Origin of the sequence: Palleniella muris (genome assembly GCF_004792655.1) — a bacterium.
GTDB lineage: Bacteria > Bacteroidota > Bacteroidia > Bacteroidales > Bacteroidaceae > Prevotella > Prevotella muris_A.
Genome location: NZ_SRZC01000006.1, coordinates 122258 through 144890, shown reverse-complemented (window position 1 = coordinate 144890; position 22633 = coordinate 122258). Strand labels below are relative to the sequence as shown.

The window sequence follows — 22633 nt, the reverse complement described above, 5'->3', positions numbered from 1 at the left end:
ATATCTATAAAAAAGTGTTTACACCCTTATTAGATGCAAACACTTTATTGAAAGTTTAAATTATTCTTATTTTTTTTATCTGACAATTTGTCAAGTTGTCAATTTGCCAACCTGACAAATCGCCGGATAATCAGCCTTATTTCAGCATTTGTCCTGCCGCGGAGAACTTCTTGCCGTCCTTCACGATGACAACCTTTCCGTTCTCGATGAGCTTGATGACTGTATTGGCATTGGCAGCATTGCCTGTCTCAACATTGCTGATACCTGTGCCTCTTGTAGCGACAGTAGCCTCGCCAAGTCCACCCATCTCGTTTGCAGCGCGTACAGACCATACAGCCTTCGCGTCATCGACAGTGTAGGTAGGCTCTGTTGTAAAGTCAACAACCTTGCCGTCCTTGCATACTGCCCAGCAGAGAACATAGTTGGAATCATCCCAAGTGATGTCGTTGCCAGTCAGCTTAACGTTCACCGGAGCACTTGCCTGTTCTGTCAGTGCAGTTGGGTCCCAGTCATCATCCTGACCCATAACGTTTGCGAGAGTCAGTTCTGCAGCCTCTTCCGCTGTCAGCACAGGATTGTTCTTGTGACCGTCACCGAAGGTTGTCTTACGCTGAGAAAGGTCAACCAATGTGCCTGAAGAGAGATGAGAGTTATACTCTGCGAAACGTGCCGGCCAGCCTCCTGACATCTCGTTCCAGCCTACGGCAGAAGGAGCTACCTCCATTTCTGTATTCAGGAAGTATGCCTTCGGTGTGCCTGAGCCCCAAGGACGGCCGAGTGTGAACTGACCATTCACCTTGCTTGGGTCGGTATCGTCGCTGACAATCTTACATGATTCAAAGACATATCCGTATTTCTTAGGTACAGAAGGAACAGCGAGGTAGCCACCTGCCACCTGGCGGAGAGTAACCTGATTGTAGTAAACATCGCCCTTACCGCAAAGGAAGTCTGTGCGTCCGCGGAGCACACCGCCCTCGAAATAGTACTTGCTCTTGTCGCCGTTGGAAACGTATGTATCCTGATAGCCCCAGAGGCAGGCATCCTTCATGATAGTCTTGTTACCCTTATCCTGGAAAGCAATGTCACGTCCGACAGCATCACCGAGGGATGTCTTGACTGTAACGCCCTGGATATAGAGTCCTGTTGATGAGTTGATGAAGACATCAGAGTTGCCTATACCCTCAGCAATGTTTGCAGGACCGTACTTGCCCTGATATGTCTCTGTAGGAGCAGAGTTGGTGATTACAGTGTTCTCGTAGTTCTCACCGATGATAGAGATGTTGTTACCGGTGATGTAAGTACGTGGCTCCTTGTAAGTCTTCTTCACCTTTGTGCCGTTGGCAAGTTCAACTTCCACAGTGACATCGCCGTCATAAGCAGGAATCTTCACATTGCCCTGCTTTACGAAGATGCGGTAGCGTGTAGACTTATCGGCACGCTTGTTGGCAGCAGCGATGGCAGCAGAAAGCTCTGCACCTGTGGTAACGACAGCGTCATAGATGCCCTTTGTGACCTCAGGCTTTGTTCTTGTGGTGAAATTGATTGTGATGTCGTCTGCCACCTTGTTGTTGCCTGTGAGGTCGACAACAGAGTTTCCGTTCAGAGTGAACACATAATCTGTAGAGTAAGCGAGACCTTTGTATTCACATACGACAGTCTTGCCTGATACAACAGGCTTCAGTTCTGTTGTTCCAAGAGTAGCCTTAGCGTTTGAAGTGAGCTGAACTTTCTTGTCAAAGGTGATGACAATCTTGCCGTTTGCACTTGCAGTGTTGCTTCCCTCAGCAGGAACAGTAGTCACAACGACAGGAGCCTTGCCGTCATCGAAGACCTTCTCAGAACCTGTGATGTAGATTGCGCCTATACAAGCACCGTCATTCTTAGAATCGGTTCCGTCAATCTTTGACGACTTGTCTGCTATCCAGCGGAAATAAACCTCTGCCTTGTTGTTTGCCTCGGCAGGAACATCCACAGCAAGGTCTGTCCAATTCTTAGGACCGGTCATGTTGATTGCGCCGAGCTTTGACCAACTCTCACCGTCAAGAGAGTACTCAACATTGTAGGTCTGATAAGCATTGTAGTTGTACACCATTGCAGACTTCACCTTAATGTCAGTGAAATTGCTTGCGTCAACCTTAGTCTGCCAGTAGTATGTGCCTATTGCCACATCATTCTTCCAGCATACACCGCCCGGACGACCTTCGTAGCCTCCGTTGACTTCCGGCTTGTCAAGCCAGCCTGAAGCATTACCAGCCTCGTCACGCATAACGAGGGCAGCAGCCTCATTTCCTTCAGCAGCGAAGTCGGCGATACGGCCGTTGTTGCCCGGCTGATAGAAGTCCCATATTGCAATAAAGTCTGAAGCGGAATATGTCGCAGTAAGAGCGAGATTATCACTCATATTGCAAACTATCTCAGCAGATGTCTGTCCGTCGCTCCATGAGCCGAACTTGACAACCTCATTGGATGCAGCTGTGAGAGTTACATTTGTGCCTTCCTCGTACATCTTCTTGCCGTCAACCAAAGTATAGGCAGGAGAATAGCTAATCATATAGTCCTTACCACCACCGTCGACAGTGACATCAAGAGCATAAGTGTTCACTTTCTTGAAATTAGCAGTCAATGTGGCGTCAGCAACGATTGTATACTTGAACTTCGCTTCCTCAGCAACGACATTGCCGTCCTGGTCTGTCCAGTTGACGAAATCATATCCGAAATTCTCTGTTGCAGTGAGTGTGACATCAGAACCTTCGTCAAATGTTTCACTTACAGGGTAAACGCTGACGGAGCCTGCTTCTTCCGGAGAAACCTTAGCTGTCAGAGTCACCTGCTTGGCTGTAATCTCAACATTCGCGTACACTTCAAGCTCAAACATGTAAGCATTCTGCGAGCCATTAAGATTATACCAACGGAGCTGCACATCCTTTTCATTGATTTCACATTCAACCCATTTGCCTGAAGCCGGATTAGCGACAGCGTCACTCAATGTAACCCAATCAGCATCATTTGCACTCTTCTTCTGGAGTCCCCAACCTCTGTTGCTTCCTGTAGCACCATGATAGTAACGGACTTTTGTAATGTTCTTGAAGACAGAAGTTGTTATTTCAGCCTCCGGCTTCTTCTCTGCCATAAGGTAGCCCACAACATTAGGGAACTTGCTGTTTGTTCCTGCAGGTGTGCACGATGTCTGAACAAAGTTGAATTGAATGTCCTCTTTGCTGGAAAGTGTAGTGATTTTGAGATTGCCTTCTTTGGAAACGCTTTCCCAATCTGTAAAGTCTGTGTCTATAATGGCACGTTCCTCTATCTTTACACCTTCCTCCACGACAGGAAGAACCATCTGAAGATAGCGGAAATAGCTGCCGTCGCCAATGACAACCTCTATAGTCTCCGACTTGCTGCCTATCTCTGTAGAATAGATTGTGCTGCCATTGCCTTCTGCTGCGACACCGTCAACGGTTGTCGTTGTTGTGGCATTGTAAGACTCGAGTGAGAATGTCGCACCCTTGCATGAAGGGATTGTGAACTTAGTGCCTGCATTCATCTGACACCAGTCATTCCAATTGGCATTGGCAATCTTGCCGCCATTGTTTGTGTCAAAATCAACTTTGACATCGATTGTCTGTCCGTTGACAAGAGCCTGTGTTACATAAACGCCTGTGACATTCTGCCAACCAACAGTCGGCGCACCGTTCCTTGTCTGGAAATCCCATTTCAGAGTGACAACCTCTGTGCGGTCAGCAAGAGAGACAGTGTTCTTTGTGAACACCGGAGTCAGTGTCACATCGGCAGCAGGGACGTACTCCTCACCTGGTGCGACAGTCTTTGTGCCGTCGTTCCAGCCTGTGAGAGTATAGCCTTCTTTATATAATGTGAAGTTCTTTGGAGCGTTAAATGTGTCGCCCTCTGTCCATGTCACGCCAGCCGGAGCGATACCTTCCACACCTTCTTCTGTACCGAGGCTGTAAGTGATGTCGAACTTCTTCACAACGACATCGCTCTTTTCTACAGCAACATAAGGGCAGTAGCCCATGCCGGAGATAGTAAGTGTGGTAGCCTCGCCTGTGTAGTACAGTTCGGTGACATTCTTGCGGTCGTTCTTCCAGCAAGCCGTTCCCGGAGTCTTTGTGACAACCTCTGCACCGTCACTGTTGGTCACCTTGATAGCGCTTCCGCTGTAAGTACATTGTCCGACAGTGATTTTCACGTTACCGTCCACGGGAACTACCACTTTCAGTTCTGTAGAACCATGGTCACTGTGGTACTTGCCACTGACAGTAGCCACAGAATTTGCGTCACCGGCAGCCACACGGCTCACAGCTCCGTCCGATGCCACAGCGACACCGAACTCAAAGGCTGTGTGCTGCACTGCCATTTCCTCCGAGGTCAACAGTGTGCCTTCCTGGTTGTTCACCTGCACACTGAAATCCTTGAAGTCTGCCCACGATGCCACTGTCCCTATGCACATGAGGAACAGCATCAAGGCAAATCGCATTGATTTCTTCATAATTCAGTTGTTTTTAAGTTTTAATTATTAGTGATTAAAGTTATCTTCTTTCCGGCAATTTGTCAAGTTGACAAATTGAAAAAGTTGTCTGCCAGGCAATCCACATACAGCGGATTGCCTGACAGACAGTCTGATTTCCATTATTGTTCCCTAAGGAAGCGGTCAGCCTCAATGGCAGCCTTGCAGCCTGAACCGGCAGCTGTGACAGCCTGACGATAGACAGGGTCAGCGACATCGCCGGCAGCAAAGACTCCCGGAATGTTTGTGCGAGGTGTCGAACCCTCGGTCTTGATGTAGCCCACCTCGTCAGTCTCCACATATTTCTTGAAGACATCAGAGTTAGGCTTATGGCCTATGGCGAGGAAGAAGCCGTCGACAGCTATGTCGTAACGCTCCTCGTCTGCCTCTCCTTTGCGCTTTACGACGTGGACACCCTCCACACCGTTCTCACCGAAAAGTCCCTCGGCGTTATGCTCGAAAAGCACTTCTATCTTCTCATTATCCATGACGCGCTGCTTCATCACCTCGGAAGCGCGGAGGAACGGCTTGCGGACAAGGAGGTAGACCTTTGATGCAAGTCCTGCAAGATAGGTCGCCTCCTCGCACGCTGTGTCACCGCCTCCGACGACAGCGACCACCTTCTTGCGGTAGAAGAAGCCGTCACATGTGGCACATGCGCTGACACCCTGTCCGGCATATTTCTTCTCATCGTCAAGTCCGAGATACTTTGCCGATGCTCCTGTGGCGATAATCAGCGTCTCCGCCTCTATCTTGTCGCCATTGTCGGCAGTAAGGACGAAAGGACGCTTTGACAGGTCTGCCTCGACAATCTCTCCGTCACGGAGGTCAGCACCGAAGCGTTCCGCCTGTGCGCGGAGGTCCATCATCATCTGGTTGCCGTCAACTCCTTCCGGATAGCCCGGGAAGTTCTCCACGTCAGTGGTCTGCGTCAGCTGTCCGCCGGTCTGCATTCCGCAGTACTCCACAGGACTGAGATTGGCGCGTCCTGCATATATCGCCGCCGTATAGCCTGCCGGTCCTGAGCCGACAATCAAGCACTTTACATGTTCCATAGTCGTATTTCTATAATCTGTTTTTATGATTTTCCAATATATAGGTTCACCGCCGGCTTTTCCGCCGCATGGCTTCCGCCGATTGTGCCGTCACGCAAATCTGTTCCATGGATGACATGGCATGTGAATTCCCATGTTGCGCAATCAACCGCAAATTTACAAACAAAACACACAATGCACAATAATTGTTTACACTATTTAACGCGAATAGTCTTATTTTACATCCATTTTCGGTATTTTTTCCACATTTTATGTGTCCCTGCTGTTGTTTTCCGTACAATAAACAGTGGCGTGTCACCAGATACAGTCAGACAGAATTGGTTTGCGAAAAGCTGCAAGTGCATTACTCATGGCTTTCAGATTATCCCCTGATTGCGTTTTTGCGAGATGCTCCTGTTGTTTGTGTAACCGCTTCTCATGGAAGTGTGGCGGAGCCACTGTCCTCCCTATAACATTGGAAAACTCACCGTCTTTTTGCCCTCTGAGAATCGCTTGTAACAAAATTCGTAATAGAAAGTGCGGAAATTCGTGAAATTTTCCGTGTTACTGTAATGTGTTGCCGATCAGCTGTTTATGAAAATATACAAACAAATGGTGGTTCTCCGTAAAACGAAAGGTAATCTTTTGCATTGTCAAAGCTGATCCTTCGCATGGCAAAGTGTCATCTTTCATTATCCGAAAGATAAGGAAAAGCATGGTTTCTCATCACTTTTTGAATGAAAAACCATGCTTCCCCACGCTTTTTATGGCTACAAAAGCCACAACAGAGCGTCAAAATCCGCATTTCATAACCCTATCTGCACATTATGATAAATAGAGCATAATAAAACTCATGCATAAATTCCTTGGGTCAGAGAGTGCTCCATGGTTACGGCAGACGTGGCGTTATGCCTTACTCGTCAAAGTCGAAAAGGTCCTCCTCGTCCTCCTCTTCAAAGCCGAACACAGGCATTTCGTTGAAGTCATCAAGCTGCCTGCGCTCCTTCTTCGTAGGACGTCCCGTGCCGCGCTGACGGTCGATGAAGCCGGAGATGCGTGACATCTCCAAGAGTTCGTACTGCTTTGCGGTGGTCACATTCTCATAGACCTCCGGCAGAAGTTTCGCGCCCACACGGTTCTCGATGCAGTTGAGTATGCGGAAAGAGTAGGTGATGGGCGATTTCTTGACATGGATGACCTCGCCGCATTTCACCATCCGTGACGGTTTTGCCAAGGCAGCCCCCATGGCAGCTGTGCCGTCAGTGCCCACACCGCTCACGCTTACACGGCTGTTCTTGCAGGCGTTGGCGGCTACTGTGCGCGTCTTGAATATTCGTGCTGCCCACAGCCATTTGTCCAGGCGGGCAGTGTCCTGATGCTTTAGTTTGTTTTCCATAAGCTAAGGTGGCATGTAAGCCTTATTTCTTGTTGAACTGGTTCATGGTGATGTCAATGCCTGCGAGGACGAAAGACTTGATGCAGGCGACGGCATTGTCCATGAGAGGGTTAAGAATCTCGCGCTCTTCGGCAGGGAATTTGCCAAGGACGTAGTCCACCTGTCCGCCACGGTTGAACTCGTTGCCTATGCCGATGCGCAGTCGGGCGTACTTCTGTCCTATGAGTTGCTGTATGTGCCCCAGTCCGTTGTGCCCTCCGTTGGAGCCGCTGCCCTTCAGCCTCATTTTGCCAAGCGGCAGCGCGAGTTCGTCGACAACGACGAGAAGCCGTTCCGTTGCAATGTTTTCCTTCTCCAGCCAGTAGCGTACGGCATTGCCGGAAAGGTTCATGTATGTCGTGGGTTTGAGCAGGAATAGCTTTCTTCCCTTTATGGAAGTCTCGGCGACGAAGCCGTAGCGCTTGTCGGCAAATGTCGCTCCGAGCTCCTCAGCGAGCCTGTCGACAACCATCCAGCCGGCGTTATGGCGTGTCTCGTGGTATTCCGGTCCGGGATTTCCAAGACCTACGATAAGAAATTTGTCCATTTTGCGTTTGTCGTTTTTATGCTGTTACTGTTGCGGAGAAAACAAAACGGCACCGAAGCTGTGCTCCGGTGCCGATAAGAATTCAGTATGAGGTCAGTGTTACTGAGCAGCCTGAGCAGCAGCACGTGCGGCACGTGTCATCTGTACAGAGCATACGTTAACTTCCTTTGGAGTAGCGAACTCGAGACCCTCGAAGTTGAGGTCGCCAACCTTGATTGACTTGCCGAGCTCAAGGTTTGTAACGTCGATGACGAGCTTCTCAGGAATGTTTGTGTAAACAGCTGTAACCTTGATCTGACGAACGAGGAGAGCGAGGCGTCCACCGTTACGCACACCGTTTGCAAGACCCTTGAGTTCTACAGGGATGCCTACTGTTACAGGCTTGTCCTCTGTAATCTCGAGGAAGTCAACATGGAGGAGGGCGTCTGTTACCGGGTGGAACTGGAGCTCCTTGATGACAGCCTTGTGGTCAACGCCGTCGATGTTGAGGTTGACAACATACACATGAGGAGTGTAGATAGCCTTGCGAAGCTCTGCGAATGAAGATGTGAAAGAGAGAGCTACCGGAAGGTTCTTCTCACCGCCACGCTTTACGCCGTAGATGTTGCAAGGGATGAGTCCCTGCTTACGAATGTCCTTAGAAGCCTTTTTGCCGAGGTCGCTTCTTACCTGACCTGTTACGTTGATTTCTAACATAATTGTGTTACTCTAAATTAAGTAGTTAATGAAATTAAGTTGCTTAATCCGCCATCACACAGTGCCGGTGCAGCACACAGCACGAAAGATTTTGCGAAATGCCCGACAAAATTACTACTTTTTTCTGAATCAGACAAAGGATTATATTAAAAAACATAGAAAAAGTGTGAATTTTCTTGTCTATGTGGAGTATTTTGTCTATTTTTGCAACATAATAGTGTACTCGGTACATAAGGATGCAGGAAATATTCCTCATATATATTATATAGTGATATGATAAACAGAGAACTTATAAGAATCAAGGTGGTCCAGTTGACCTACGCTTATTACCAGAATGGGAACTGCAACGTTGAGAATGCGGAGAAGGAATTGCTTTTCAGCCTTGACAAGGCGTATGACTTGTACCATAGCCTTTTGGATTTGATAGTTGCCGTCACCCGTGTTGCACGCCAGCGCGTTGACGTTGCAAGGGCAAGGCATGAGCGTGGCGAAGGGGCTAAGCCTTCGGAACGTTTCACCTTGAACAAGTTTGCCTTGCAGCTTGAGGAAAATGCTACGCTCAATGAATGGCGCGGACGTCAGAAATTCACTTGGGATGATGATGTGACGGCTGTGCGCAGCGTGCTTGACAGCATAGAGGCAAGCGAGGCTTATACTGAGTATATGGCAGCAGAGGAAGAGCCGGACTATGCCGCTGACCGTGAATTGTGGCGCAAGCTCTACAAGACTTTTGTCGTTGACAACGAAGAGATAGACAAGGTCTTGGAGGAAAGGTCTCTCTATTGGAATGACGACAAGTATATTGTAGACACCTTTGTCATAAAGACAATAAAGCGTTTCAATGAGAAGAGCGGTGCCGACCAGGAACTGTTGCCGGAATTCAAGGATATGGCTGACCGTGATTTCGCTGTCAAACTGTTCCGCACATCGATACTCAATTCGGAGCAGTACCAGCACTACATGACCCAGACAACCAAGAACTGGGACTTCTCGCGACTGGCATACATGGATGTGGTGATTATGCAGATTGCCATAGCTGAAATGCTTTCATTCCCTGCCATACCGGTCTCTGTGTCCATTAACGAGTATGTCAATCTCGCGAAAATCTACAGCACACCGAAGTCTTGGCGGTATGTGAACGGCATGCTTGACTCCATTGCGCGCTATCTCAACGAGACAGGAAAGATGCTTAAGCCATTGCCTGAGAGATGAAGGAACATACATTAGATATTATATAGTAACCATACAATAACATAAAAACATATCAATTATGAATACAATTCTCGCTGCCCAGGCAGCAGGGGGTAACAATTACTCCATGATTATAATGCTTGTGCTGATGTTCGCCATAATGTACTTCTTTATGATTCGTCCTCAGCAGAAGAAGCAGAAAGAGATACGCAACTTCCAGAACGCTCTCGAAACGGGTGCGAAAGTAGTCACAGGCGGCGGTGTCCATGGTGAAGTGAAGAAGGTGGACCATGCGGCCGGCATCGTGGAGATAGAAGTTTCCAAAGGTGTTACCATAAAGGTTGAGAAGTCTTATGTCTTCGCTGCCGCACCTGAGCAGAAATAATCACGACTGCATTTGAACCAATAAGTGACGAGGAAGGTCGTGCCGCACATTGTGGGGCAGTGGGGAACACAAACTGACCTTTAATGCCAAAGCTATCCAATGCCGGAAAAATTGCAACACATAACAAAGATAATCAGAGACTTCCTGTTCAGTGCTGTTAACAGGGAGTTTCTGATTTTTTTGTTCTTCCTTGTCCTTAGCTCCGCTTATTGGCTGATGTCTGTCCTTAACGACACCATGGAGCGCGAGATACAGATTCCTGTACAGCTGACAGGTGTGCCGGGTAATGTCGTTGTCCTTGCCGACAGTATGCCTAATGTGCGTATTGTCGTGCGTGACAAGGGCTTTGTGCTCGCCACCTACATGTACCGCAAACATACTCCGCTGGTAAAGGTGCCGTTCCAGACTTATGCAAAGACTTCGGACAAGATAACCGTCACTGCTTCAGAAATGCAGAAACTTGTAAGCCAGCAACTCTCAGGCTCAACGAAGATAGTCTCCGTGAAGCCTGAAAAGCTTGAACTTGCCTACAACCATGGCAAGCATAAGCGTGTGCCGGTGAAGATGCTTGGTGTTGTCAGTGCTGACGCCAATTACTATCTTGCGCGAGTGCAGTTCCGCCCAGCTTATGTCACGGTCTATGGCTCGTCGCAGATACTTGACAGTCTGACAGCTGTCTATACTGTGCGTCAGAATATACGGAATGTGAGGGACACACTGTCGGCTGTCGTGCGTCTTCGTCCCATTCCTGGAACGAAATTCGTGCCGGACAAGGTGCGCATGACGCTCTGCCCTGATGTCATGGTTGAGGCGACTACCTCTGTTCCTATCATTCCTGCAAACGTCCCGGTGACAAAGACCTTGCGCACATTCCCTTCACAGGTGGATGTCTCCTATGTCATTGGTGCGTCACAGTACAAGAAGATTGGTGTCTCACAGTTCACAGTCGTTGCCGATTACCATTCTACGGCAGGCGGTACGACAGAGAAATGCAGCCTGCGCATCGTACGTTCGCCGCGTGACGCACGCAATGTGCGCCTTGCCGTCTCTGATGTGGATTATCTCATAGAACAATGAAATATGCACTTACCGGCGGCATTGGCAGTGGGAAAAGCTATGTCTGCCGCAAACTGAAGGAATATGGTGTGGAAGTGTTCGACTGTGATGCTTCCGCAAAGCGTCTCATGCGTTCCTGCCATAAGCTGCAAGAACAGCTGTCTGAGGCAGTTGGACAGGATGTCTTTCCCGACGGGCAGCTTGACAAAGCTGCTTTGGCGCAGTTCCTTCTCGCCTCGGAAGAGAACACAAAGGTGATTAATGGCATTGTCCACCCTGCTGTTGCTAAGGATTTCCGGTCTTCGGGCATGCAGTGGATGGAGTCAGCCATACTCTTTGAGGCTGACTTTCGGCATAATGTCGATAAGGTCATTTGTGTCTCAGCCCCTTTGGAGACAAGGGTGGAAAGGGTCATGGAGCGTGACGGCATCTCACGGGAGAAGGCTCTCGAATGGATAAACCGCCAGATGTCTCAGGAGGAGAAGGAGCGTCTTTCCGATTATGTCATAGTCAATGACGGCACTGCTGACCTTGACAGGCAACTGGAAGAACTTTTGGAAAAGATAAAACATGAATAGGCCGGGGATACTTTCTCCGTCCGTATGGCATTTGTGCGGCATGTTTATCTTTGAGCATGTCGCATTCAACAGGTATAATAAACACGCATAAACAACTACAAATAAAAAACACAGAAGATAATGAAAGAAACAATCCTCGCCATTTCTGGCAAACCAGGTCTTTACCGCCTTGTCAGCCGCGGTAACGGTACACTTATAGTAGAAACTCTTGACGAGACAAAGAAGCGCATCCCCGCATTCGCAAAAGACCGCGTCACAAGCCTTGCCGACATAGCAATGTACACAGACGATGAGGACATCGCACTCTGGAAAGTGCTTAAGTCACTCGGTGAGAAAGAAGAGTCAAAACCGGCATCCCTTGACTACAAGAAGGCAAGTTCTGCAGAGCTCCGCGAGTATTTTGCAGAAATTCTTCCGTCATTCGACCGCGAGCGTGTCCACGACAGTGACATCAAGAAACTCATACAGTGGTACAACATCCTTGTCAATGCAGGAATCACTGATTTCGAGGTGTCTCTCGCTCCTACGGAAGGTGACAACATTGATGACAGAGCTTAATCACTGACAGTTATATCCCTTCCCGTTCGGGAGGGGATTTTTTATGCCCTTTATTGGAAAATCTCAAGTTGTTTGAATTTTAGCTTTATGAATATTGCAGATATAATCTTGATGTTAGTAGGCATAGTTGTTGTGCTGCGCGGTGCAGACAACCTTACGGAAGGTTCTGTGAGTGTCGCGCGTAAGTTCCACATGCCGGAGTTGGTCATCGGACTCACCATCGTCGCCTTCGGCACATCTATGCCTGAATTCTGTGTTTCCATGGCTTCCGCGCTGAACGGCACGTCAGACATGGCAGTCGGCAATGTCGTCGGAAGCAACATTTTCAATGTGCTGCTTGTCGTTGGTGTATGTGCCGTGATTCATCCGATGTCTGTCGAGATGTCAACCATCCGCCGTGACCTGCCTTTTGCGTTCTGTGCGACAGTGGCACTCATATTCTTTCTTGCCGACGGGACAATGACACGAGGCGAGGGATGGCTAATGGTTGCCATGTTCGTCATGTATATATGGTATATGCTCCGCAGCATACAGCTGCTTGCCGCCACAGTGACAAAGAAGCGGAAAAGCACATCTGCCGGAAGCACTTCTGCCACTGTAATGCCGCAAGAGTCAGGAACAAGCAGCACATTGATAGGCAAAGCCCGTGCGTTGAATGGCAGATTGCGTGCTTTTGCACCGCTTCTTATTATCATTGGTCTTGCAGAACTTGTTGTCGGTGCAGACATCTTTGTTGGTTCGGCGACACGTTTCGCACAGTCGTTAGGTGTCTCGGAGGCAGTAATCGGTATAACCATACTTGGTGCAGGAACATCCCTCCCGGAACTGGCAACAAGCGTTGTCGCCGCTTGGAAGGGCAGCACATCGATGGCATTGGGCAATGTCATCGGCTCATGCGTGTTCAACATCATGCTGATACTGGGCCTTACATCCGTCATCGTGCCTCTCAGTCCTTCCGGCATCTCCACTGTTGACCTTGCCACACTGTTCATAAGTGCACTTGCACTGTATGTATTCTCTTTCACAAACAAGACCATGGAACGTTGGGAAGGTGCGGTGCTGGCAGCCGGCTTTGTGGCATACATGGCGTGGCTGTTAATGAATGTTTAGGGATTTTCCCACCGCTATTAGGAAAATCACCTTTGCTCTTTTGCCCTTTTGGCAGTAACTTTGCAGCATAGAAAGAAGCATTCCGCAGCACGCATGCCGGATAATGCCATGGAAAGGCAAAAGCAACAACAATAAAAAACATACGGTTATGAAAAAGATTCTTCTCTCCTTCGCAATGATGATTTCCGTAATCATGTCGGCACGTGCCATGAGTTACGAACAGGCACGTGAGAAAGCCTTGTTCCTTACGGACAAGATGGCTTACGAACTGGACCTTACGGAGTCACAGTATGAGGCAGCCTTCGAGATCAACCTCGACTACCTGATGTCCGTCACGACGGCCGATGACGTCTATTCCGAGTATTGGCGCCGCCGCAATCTTGACCTTTCGTACATACTCCTTGACTGGCAATACCGTACATTCTGCGGACTGGAATATTTCTACCGCCCGTTATATTGGGGCAGCGGCTACTGGCATTTCCGTATCTTTGCCCACTATCCTCACCATAATTTCTTCTATTTCAGCCGTCCGCATTTCTACACTACATACCGTGGCGGACATGCTTGGCACAGAAACGGAGGACGCTCATGGTACCATGGCAGGACTTTCTCCGGCTCACACCATCGCGGAATGCGTGCTGTGTTTGACAGCAAGCGCGGACATCACTCAAATGGCTTGCACAGCAGACCCAATGTCTCTTTCGGCCGTGGTCACTCCAACCGTGATGTGAACCACCGCAAAGGCTCATCCGGCTTTAACTCGCAGCATAACAAAGGGCACCGCCGCGATGCTGACAGAGTGCGCGAAAGCAGCACAAGGCGTACGGCAGGCGATGTGAACCGTAGTTCCAACCGCAGTTCAAGCAACTTCACTCCGTCACGCTCCTTCTCAGGCAGCAGTTCCAACCGTAGTGTGACAAGCGGCAGTTCCAACCGTTCCCATGGCAGTAGCTCAGGTTCCCGCTCAGGAGGCAGTTTCAGTGGTGGCTCCCGTGGCAGTTCCAATAGCAGTGCTACACGTAGCTCCGGCGGTTTCGGAGGCAATGGTGGCGGTCACAGATAAGAAAAGTCTGCTGGGTAATAAGTAACTGTTGCAAATTACTTTATATTGAAAAACATCTGTTTTGATATAAACAGAGCGTAAATATAAAGTAATTTGCAACAGTTTTTTATTGTCCTTTAGAACTCAAAAAGCAATGGCAGGATGAAAGTCATGGCAATGCCTATGATAATCTGTAGCGGCAGTCCGACTTTGATGTAGTCACTGAACCTGTACCCTCCGGCATGCATCACCAATGCGTTTGGCGGTGTTGAGAACGGAGAAGCGAAGCACATGCTCGCTCCGAGAGTTACGGCAAAGAGGAACGGATAAGGGCTTGCACCGATTTCTATGGCAGCAGTCATTGCAATAGGAGCCATAAGTACGGCGGTGGCAGTGTTGCTTATGAACATTGTGAGCAACGATGTCGTGAAATAAATGCCGCACAGCAGCACCGTAGGTCCCATGCTTCCCAATGCTTCAACAAGAGAATGAGATATGAGTGCCGATGTTCCCGTCTTCTCCAAGGCGATGGACATCGGCATCATTGCTGCTATAAGGATGATGCTTTCCCAGTTTACTGTGTTGTAGGCGGCATTGATGTTGCGGAAGCATCCCGTCAGGACAGTCAGCAGTCCGGCAGTGATAACCGCGGTGGAAGGTGGGATAGGGATGAAGTCGAACACCATAGCGGCGACCATGGCAAGCATGATTACGGCAGCAAGCGGAGCCTTGTAGTCAAGAGTCGCCTGCATGGCATGCTTTTCAGGATGCCCGAGAACGACCCAATCGGTCTCCTCATGGTCAAGTTTCTCTATGTTGCTCCACTTTCCCTGCACAAGAAGCACATCACCGGCAAGCAGGCGCTTGTCGGCAAGATTGTCCATTATGTAGTCCTTGTTGCGCTTTATCCCAAGCACATTGATGTTGTATTTCTCGCGGAATCCTGACCCGGCAAGCTTTGTCCCGATAAGCCTTGACCGCGGGACAAGCACAATCTCTGTTATGCCGAGGTCATAGAAGTCCATCCCCTTGCCATCCATTTTCTTTATGCGCGCCTTCTTTGCAAACTCGTCCATCCTTTCTTTGCTGCCCATAAGGTAGATGATGTCCCCCTTGGCGAGTATCTTTTCCGGAGTGGCGATGCTCTGTGTCACGTTGCGGATAAGCCCGCCGCGCAGGTTGCTCTCGTTCCTTATCTCAAGAATCGACAGCCCGTAAGTGTTGCGCAGGTTCAGTTCGGCGACCGTCTTTTCCTTGATGTCCGAACTGTCGGTTATGATATAACGCCTGACACCATTGCTGAGGTTGTATTCTTCCGCAAGTTCTTCAAGTGTTTTCCTGTGTCCGTCGGTCTCGCTCCCTGCATTCTTTTTCTTGTAAAGGAACAGTTTGCTGAGAGGGAACATGACAATTATGCCGATGACTATGCAGATTATGCCGACAGGAGTGAAGGAGAAGAACTCCAAAGGCTTGTAGCCATGCTCGATGAGTGACTCCTGAATGACAAGGTTCGGCGGTGTTCCGATAAGCGTGAGCATGCCGCCAAGGCTGCTGGCAAACGCCAGTGGCATAAGCAGTCGTGATGCCTGTATGCCCGATTGGGCAGCCATGCTCACCACGATAGGCATCATCAAAGCCACTGTGCCTGTGTTGCTTATGAACGCTCCGACTACAGCTGTCACAAGCACCACGAGTATGAACAGTGCCGTGTCGTTCCCTCCCGCAAGTTTTATGATGCGCTGGCTCACGGCCTTTGCCAATCCTGTCTGCAGGATAGCCCCTCCGATGACGAACAGTCCGACCATCATCACCACTACCGACGATGTGAAGCCCGATGTCGCCTCCTCGGGAGTCAGTATGCCAAGAAGCCTTAGTGAGACGAGGGCGCATAGTGCGACAAGGTCAGGACGCACTTTCCCGTGTATGAACATTGCTACCGTGATAAGTAGCACAACAAGTGTTTCAGTCATCTGTTTTTTCAGTGTTTTATTGCGTATTCTGTCAACAAAGTTAAGTAAAAATCCTCTATTGCCCACGTTTTTTTGCAAAGTTTTTGAATTAATAGCATTTTCTTCTAACTCCATGTGTGCCGGGATACTGCTGCATGCCACAAAATCAGCATATTGCCCCATGTCCGCAAAGGCATGGAAATGTGTTTCTGTGAGGGTAGCTTGCTGTGCATTCGGAAAATGAATGTCTATGTTTTCACAAGTTGTTTATAATCAAATTGTTATGTATCTTTGATGGTCATTCTAACGAAAGGTAACCTTTTACTCTGTAAAGTGTTACCTTTCATGGTGCAAAAGGTTATCTATTACAGTGTGAAAGGTCACCTTTGGGCGCAGCACTGCCCTGCAGCGTACGGTTTTCACACTGATTTGTGTCACTTATTTATAAAAATAGGTGTCGTATGTTTTGGAATTAGCGAAAAAAACTGTAACTTTGCAACATAATAGGCTCTTTGCCGGCGGCGTGTGCGGAAATGGTGTGGCATGACGTCGTGTAGGGGAGGGCGCTTTGCTGATAAAACAATAGACAATGGCTCTTAGACTTGCAGACCAGAAACTGGCGGAACTGGCAGGGAAACTGTCATCCAACTGCGCCATATGGAAACTCTATCATGAGCATAGAGAGGGGCGTCCGCTGCCTTCAAGCAAGGTGCTTGGTGAGATTATTGACATTACACGTGCGATTGTTTTTCCGGGATATTTCGGAAAGTCGAACGTTCTTATCCATTCATTGAAATACCCTATCGGAGCCGGTCTGCAGCAACTTTATGAACTGCTGGTCGACCAGATTTTGGCTGGTCTGTGCTTTTCTGAGGAAGAATTGGACATTTGCAGCATGCGGAGAAGGGCAGGGGAGATAGCCACCGGGGTGATAGAGAAACTTCCGGAGTTGCAGACCATTCTTGCCACTGACGTTGAGGCTGCTTACAACGGTGACCCTGCGGCGGAAAACTATGGCGAGATAATCTCCTGCTACCCATGCATCCGTGCAATGACCAACTACCGTTTGGCTCACGAATTATTCGTTCAGGGTGTCCCGCTTATACCGCGCATACTGACAGAGATGGCGCATTCGGAGACAGGCATAGACATCCATCCCGGCGCGACGATAGGTCATCATTTCACCATCGACCACGGTACAGGTGTCGTTATCGGCGCAACGTGCATCATCGGCAACAATGTGAAGCTCTATCAGGGTGTGACGCTCGGCGCAAAAAGTTTCCCGTTGGACGAGGAAGGCAACCCAATCAAGGGCATTCCACGCCATCCTATTTTGGAAGATGATGTCATAGTCTATAGTAATGCCACGGTTCTTGGTCGTATAACCATTGGCAAAGGCACTGTCATCGGAGGAAATATATGGGTGACGGAAAGCACGAAACCCGGGGATATGATAGTACAGAAAAAGTGATGTCGGATGGTTTTCATCGGCGGAAAGTGGCTGTTGGAAATGTCTTTCGATAAATAAAGCAAAGGAGAAAGTAAGAAAAGAATACATCCAAAACAAGATATGGAATTTGAAATGATAGCTAAGACCTTCATGGGTCTTGAGAATGTACTGGCAAAAGAGTTGACAGAACTTGGTGCCGACAATGTCCAGATAGGATGCCGTATGGTGTCGTTCACTGGTGACAAGGAGATGATGTACCGTGCAAACTTCCAGTTGCATACGGCAATCAGGATACTGAAGCCTATCAGACGCTTCAAAGCCAATTCGGCGGATGAGGTTTATGAAGGCGTGAAAGCCGTTGACTGGAGCGAGTATATCACGGCGAGTTCCACATTCTCAGTGGACTCTGTCGTCTATTCTGATGAGTTCCGCAATTCGCGCTTCGTCACTTACAAGGTTAAGGATGCCATTGTCGACCAGTTCAGGGAAAAGGGCGGACGCCGTCCTAACATCTCCGTGGCGAACCCGGACTTGAGGCTTAACATACATATCGCGGGGAATGAGTGCACACTGTCGCTTGACTCCTCCGGTGAGTCGCTCCACCGTCGCGGCTATCGTCAGGAACAGGTGGAAGCTCCGCTGAATGAAGTGCTTGCAGCAGGTATGATACTTATGACAGGCTGGAAAGGTGAAACGGACTTCATCGATCCTATGTGCGGTTCGGGAACATTGCTTATCGAGGCAGCACTCATAGCGCAGAACATGGCTCCGGGTGTGTTCCGCAAGGAATATGCCTTTGAGAAATGGGCAGATTTCGACAAAGACCTTTTTGACGAAATATACAATGATGATTCACAGGAGCGTGAGTTCGTGCATAAAATCAAGGGGTATGACTGTGACATAAAGGCGGTGAACACTGCCCGACTGAATGTCAAGGCAGCAGGACTGACCAAATGCATAGAGGTGGAATGTGCTGATTTCAAGGATTTCCAGCAGCCTGCAGAACCGGCTATTCTTGTCAGCAACCCTCCTTATGGTGAGAGAATCTCCACACAGAACCTTCTCGGCACATATAAGATGATAGGCGAGCGCCTGAAGCATCAGTTCCAGGGCAATGACGCATGGATACTGTCTTATAAGGAAGAGTGCTTCGAGGCTATCGGGCTGAAGCCTTCACAGAAGATTCCTGTGTACAATGGCTCTTTGGAATGCGAGTTCCGCAAGTATTCTCTCTTTGGCGGCAAGTTCTCTGATTTCCGTAAGGAAGGTGGGGATGTGAAGACCGGTGATGACAGGAAATTCAATTCCGAGAAGCGCTATGTGAAAGGAAACCGTGAGCAGAGCCGTATGGACGGTGACGATGAGCGCGAAAAGGAAAAGGCGCTTGAACGCAAATACAAGGCGATGCGTTCAGGCAATGTCGATGATTACGACGACGAGGACATACGCTCATTCCATTTCCACTCGCTTGACCATAGGATAGGCAAGGCGGATTTCCGTGAGCGACGTGACCGTGGTGGCGAGCGCCGTGAGGGCAGGGACTATGGCAGAAACGATGAGCGCCGCAGGGAATTCCGTGATGACCGCCGCAAAGACGGCAAGCGTTTTGATAACGACAAGAAAAATCGCCGTGGAGGTTTTGAACGTAAGGGAAGCCGTTTCGACGACAAAGGCTATGGTGAAAAGAAGCCAATGCGTCCTCGCCGTGAAGGTTCCGGACGTGGTTTCGCTGACAGAAAGAAAATGTTCGGGAAGGATTGATTTATGAAACGTATTATTCTTGCAATGGCAATGACTGTGGCAACACTGGGCATCAATGCGCAGCAGAAGCAGTTCACACTTGAGGATTTGAATTTCGGCGGCAAGAACTTCAGGCAGATGTCACCGAAATACCTCCGCCTTTGGTGGGACGGCAACAAGCTGGTGAACAGTGACACGCTGACGAAACCGAAGGGCTACCCGCAGGTGTTCACGCGTGAACATAATATATATGTGCAGACAGCTGTCGGCAATGAGCCGCAGCAGGTTACCACTGACGGCAGCCGTCAGCTTGTTTATGGCGAGGCTGTCCATAGGAATGAGTTCGGAATCAACAGTGGCATATTCCTTTCTCCTGACAAGTCACGGTTTGCTTTCTATCGTATGGACCAGTCAATGGTCACGGACTATCCGCAGGTGAACACCTTTGAGCGTGTGGCTGCTGTGGAGCCGGACGCGTATCCTATGGCAGGAATGAAGAGCCACAAGGTCACTGTCGGTGTCTATGACATGAAGACAGCAAAGACAGTGTGGCTGGAGCTCGGAGATGTGACAGACCGTTATTTCACGAATATCTGCTGGTCACCGGACAACAGAAGCATTTATCTGTTTGAAGTGAACCGCGACCAGACTGACACTTCGTTGGATGTCTATGATGCGGAGACAGGCAAGAAAGTCAAGACCCTATACACAGAGCATAATGACAAATACGTAGAGCCTCTTCATCCTGTTGCTTTCCTGCCTTGGGACTCCAACAAGTTCATATTGTGGAGCGACACGGATGGGTACAGACATCTGTACTTGTATAATACAGACGGCAAACTTCTGAAGCAGCTGACCAATGGAAACTATGTCAACATGGAGATTCTCGGATTCTGCAAGAAGAACAAATCCGTCATAATCCGCTCCAATGAGCTGAACCCTTTGCAAAGCAATCTCTTTGCACTTGACATGAATGGCAAACGTACCCTTCTTGACAACGGCAAGGGCGTTCATTATGGCATTCTCTCAGATGACGGCACGCAGTTGGTGGATGTGTATTCCACACCTGACACTCCGCGTGCATACGACATCATAAATACGGTGAAGAAGACACGAAAGGAGTATTTCGTTTCGCCTAATCCATGGGAGGGATATGCCGTTCCAACGTACAAATGCGGTTCGATAAAGGCTGCTGACGGAACAACAGACCTCTATTACCGTCTTGTGCTGCCACCGGATTTTGACGAAACAAAGAAATATCCGACAGTCGTTTATGTCTATGGCGGACCTCATGCCCATAACGTTGAGGCATCATGGCATTGGGGCTCCCGTTCCTGGGAGACATACATGGCACAGAAGGGATATATCCTTTTCATTCTTGACAACCGTGGTTCGGAGAACCGTGGCAGGGAGTTTGAGCAGGTGACATTCAGGCATCTCGGACAGGAGGAGATGAAAGACCAGATGAAGGGTGTGGATTTCCTGCGTACATTGCCTTACGTTGACATGGAAAGACTTGGTGTTCATGGCTGGAGCTTTGGCGGATTCATGACGACATCATTGATGACAACCTATCCGGATGTGTTCAAAGTAGGTGTTGCCGGCGGACCGGTGATAGACTGGAAATGGTATGAGGTGATGTATGGCGAGCGTTATATGGACACTCCTGAGACCAATCCGGAAGGCTATGCCCAAACATCTTTGCTTGACAAAGCAAAGAATCTGAAGGGCAAGCTGCAGATTATTATCGGTATGAACGACCCGACAGTCGTGCCACAGCATGCTTTGCAGTTCCTTGACGCTTGTGTGAAGGCAGGCACTCAGCCTGATTTCTTTGTTTATCCGGGTGAGGGGCATAACATGCGTGGACATGCATCTGTCCATTTGCATGAGCGAATCACACAGTATTTCGAGGATTATCTGAAATAGGATGCTGCTTGCCGGTGGGATTCCCACTGTAAGGATTAGGCACCTTGCGTGTATGAAAAAAAGAAACTTGTAACGATATGAATATACTTTTATTAGGTTCAGGTGGCAGAGAGCATGCCATAGGTTGGAAGATTGCGCAGAGCGCAAAGTGTGACAAACTGTTTGTCGCCCCGGGCAATGCCGGCACTGACGGTGTCGGTGGCAAGGGTGTTAACGTGGATATGAAAGCCGATGACTTTGAGGCTATCAAGCAGTTTGTTGTGGATAATGACGTGAAAATGGTCGTTGTAGGTCCCGAAGACCCATTGGTAAAGGGAGTTTATGATGATTTGAAGAACGATTCCCGCACAAAGGATATTCCTGTCATAGGACCTTCAAAGGCCGGTGCCGTGCTTGAAGGCTCAAAGGATTTCGCAAAAGCGTTCATGAAGCGCCACAACATACCAACTGCTGCCTATGAAACTTTCGATGGCACACAGGTGGAGGAAGGCTGCAAGTTCCTTGAGACGCTTTCTGCTCCTTATGTGCTGAAGGCTGACGGACTGTGCGCCGGCAAGGGAGTGCTTATCCTTGACACACTGGACGAGGCAAAGAGCGAGTTGAAAGAGATGCTCGGAGGCATGTTCGGCAATGCGTCTTCACGTGTTGTAATTGAGGAATTCCTGTCAGGCATAGAGTGCTCTGTCTTTGTCCTCACAGACGGAAAGAAATACAAAATCCTGCCTGAAGCAAAGGATTACAAGCGCATCGGTGAGCATGACACTGGTCTTAACACAGGTGGCATGGGCAGCGTGACTCCTGTTCCTTTCGCAACTCCTGAATGGATGGCTAAGGTTGAGGAGCGCATCATCAAGCCAACGGTCAACGGTCTTGCTGCAGAGGGCATTGATTACAAGGGCTTTATCTTCTTCGGACTCATCAATGTCAATGGAGAACCGATGGTGATCGAGTACAACTGCCGCATGGGTGACCCTGAGACAGAGAGTGTTATGCTCCGTCTGAAGTCAGACATCGTAGACCTTTTTGAAGGTGTTGCGGAAGGAAACCTTGACACAAGGGCAATAGAGTTCGACCCACGTTCCGCTGTCTGCGTGATGATGGTGTCAGGAGGCTATCCCCAGGAGTACAAGAAAGGCTTCACAATTACAGGCATTGAGGATGTTGAAGGATCAATTGTCTTCCATTCAGGAACAGCCATGAAGGATGGAAATGTGGTAACTGCCGGCGGACGTGTCATAGCTGTCTCTTCTTATGGAGCAGACAAGGAAGAGGCTCTTGCCAAGTCTTTCAAGGAAGCACAGAAGATTCAGTTTGAAGGAAAATATTTCCGTTCCGACATAGGAGCAGACCTATAATTCTCTTTATAAAATTATTGAAGCATGCCGACAAGGGGGAAACCATTTGTCGG

The 22633-nt window shown here is 49.0% G+C and carries 17 protein-coding genes; 11 read left to right on the top strand and 6 right to left on the bottom strand.

Annotated features, from left to right (window positions below):
* Window positions 1-136: 136 nt before the first annotated feature.
* The 5 genes from E5358_RS05200 to E5358_RS05180 all read right to left on the bottom strand — a co-directional run bounded on the left by E5358_RS05200 (window position 137) and on the right by E5358_RS05180 (window position 8237).
* Window positions 137-4507: an InlB B-repeat-containing protein gene (locus E5358_RS05200; protein ID WP_135939196.1), complete on the bottom strand. Its 4371-nt coding sequence runs from the start codon at window positions 4505-4507 to the stop codon at window positions 137-139.
* A gap of 140 nt (window positions 4508-4647) precedes the next feature.
* Window positions 4648-5580 carry a thioredoxin-disulfide reductase gene (trxB, locus tag E5358_RS05195; protein ID WP_135939195.1) on the bottom strand — a complete coding sequence of 311 codons (933 nt, stop codon included), beginning with the start codon at window positions 5578-5580 and terminating at the stop codon, window positions 4648-4650.
* An 892-nt stretch (window positions 5581-6472) separates the two neighbouring features.
* Window positions 6473-6955, bottom strand: a complete 483-nt coding sequence (locus E5358_RS05190) for an RNA-binding S4 domain-containing protein (protein ID WP_135939194.1) — start codon at window positions 6953-6955, stop codon at window positions 6473-6475.
* 22 nt (window positions 6956-6977) lie between these two features.
* The gene (gene pth / locus E5358_RS05185) at window positions 6978-7541 is read right to left on the bottom strand and encodes an aminoacyl-tRNA hydrolase (protein ID WP_135939193.1); all 564 of its coding nucleotides are present in this window, start codon (window positions 7539-7541) and stop codon (window positions 6978-6980) included.
* Between the two features lie 99 nt (window positions 7542-7640).
* Window positions 7641-8237, bottom strand: coding sequence for a 50S ribosomal protein L25/general stress protein Ctc (locus E5358_RS05180; RefSeq protein WP_135939192.1), 597 nt, complete (start codon window positions 8235-8237; stop codon window positions 7641-7643).
* Between the two features lie 273 nt (window positions 8238-8510).
* Between E5358_RS05180 and nusB the strand changes: the two genes are divergently transcribed.
* The 7 genes from nusB to E5358_RS05145 all read left to right on the top strand — a co-directional run bounded on the left by nusB (window position 8511) and on the right by E5358_RS05145 (window position 14178).
* Window positions 8511-9449 (top strand): transcription antitermination factor NusB, encoded by a 939-nt coding sequence (gene nusB, locus E5358_RS05175; protein ID WP_135939191.1) that lies wholly within the window; start codon window positions 8511-8513, stop codon window positions 9447-9449.
* Between the two features lie 58 nt (window positions 9450-9507).
* Complete coding sequence (yajC, locus tag E5358_RS05170; RefSeq protein ID WP_135939190.1) at window positions 9508-9813, top strand: preprotein translocase subunit YajC; 306 nt, start codon at window positions 9508-9510, stop codon at window positions 9811-9813.
* 99 nt (window positions 9814-9912) lie between these two features.
* A complete protein-coding gene (locus E5358_RS05165; protein WP_135939189.1) occupies window positions 9913-10890 on the top strand; it encodes a CdaR family protein in 978 nt (325 codons plus the stop codon).
* A complete protein-coding gene (gene coaE, locus E5358_RS05160) occupies window positions 10887-11447 on the top strand; it encodes a dephospho-CoA kinase (RefSeq protein ID WP_135939188.1) in 561 nt (186 codons plus the stop codon). The genes E5358_RS05165 and coaE overlap by 4 nt, the downstream gene beginning before the upstream one ends.
* A 120-nt stretch (window positions 11448-11567) precedes the next feature.
* On the top strand, window positions 11568-12005 hold the full coding sequence (locus E5358_RS05155) for a DUF5606 family protein (protein WP_135939187.1): 438 nt from the start codon (window positions 11568-11570) through the stop codon (window positions 12003-12005).
* Window positions 12006-12092: 87 nt separating this feature from the next.
* Window positions 12093-13115, top strand: a complete 1023-nt coding sequence (locus E5358_RS05150) for a calcium/sodium antiporter (protein WP_135939186.1) — start codon at window positions 12093-12095, stop codon at window positions 13113-13115.
* Between the two features lie 148 nt (window positions 13116-13263).
* Window positions 13264-14178 carry a hypothetical protein gene (locus E5358_RS05145; RefSeq protein ID WP_135939185.1) on the top strand — a complete coding sequence of 305 codons (915 nt, stop codon included), beginning with the start codon at window positions 13264-13266 and terminating at the stop codon, window positions 14176-14178.
* Window positions 14179-14294: 116 nt separating this feature from the next.
* Here the strand turns inward: E5358_RS05145 and E5358_RS05140 are convergent, their stop codons facing one another.
* Window positions 14295-16127 (bottom strand): SLC13 family permease, encoded by a 1833-nt coding sequence (locus E5358_RS05140; RefSeq protein WP_135939184.1) that lies wholly within the window; start codon window positions 16125-16127, stop codon window positions 14295-14297.
* 568 nt (window positions 16128-16695) lie between these two features.
* On the opposite strand from E5358_RS05140, the gene E5358_RS05135 reads away from it, so the two are divergent.
* From E5358_RS05135 to purD, 4 genes are all read left to right on the top strand, one after another.
* Entirely contained in the window at window positions 16696-17577 is an 882-nt protein-coding gene (locus tag E5358_RS05135; protein ID WP_135939183.1) for a serine O-acetyltransferase, read from the top strand.
* A gap of 99 nt (window positions 17578-17676) precedes the next feature.
* Window positions 17677-19317 (top strand): THUMP domain-containing class I SAM-dependent RNA methyltransferase, encoded by a 1641-nt coding sequence (locus E5358_RS05130; protein ID WP_135939182.1) that lies wholly within the window; start codon window positions 17677-17679, stop codon window positions 19315-19317.
* Window positions 19318-19320: 3 nt separating this feature from the next.
* Window positions 19321-21225: a S9 family peptidase gene (locus E5358_RS05125; RefSeq protein WP_135939181.1), complete on the top strand. Its 1905-nt coding sequence runs from the start codon at window positions 19321-19323 to the stop codon at window positions 21223-21225.
* 77 nt (window positions 21226-21302) lie between these two features.
* Window positions 21303-22580, top strand: coding sequence for a phosphoribosylamine--glycine ligase (gene purD, locus E5358_RS05120; protein ID WP_135939180.1), 1278 nt, complete (start codon window positions 21303-21305; stop codon window positions 22578-22580).
* Window positions 22581-22633 lie beyond the last annotated feature (53 nt).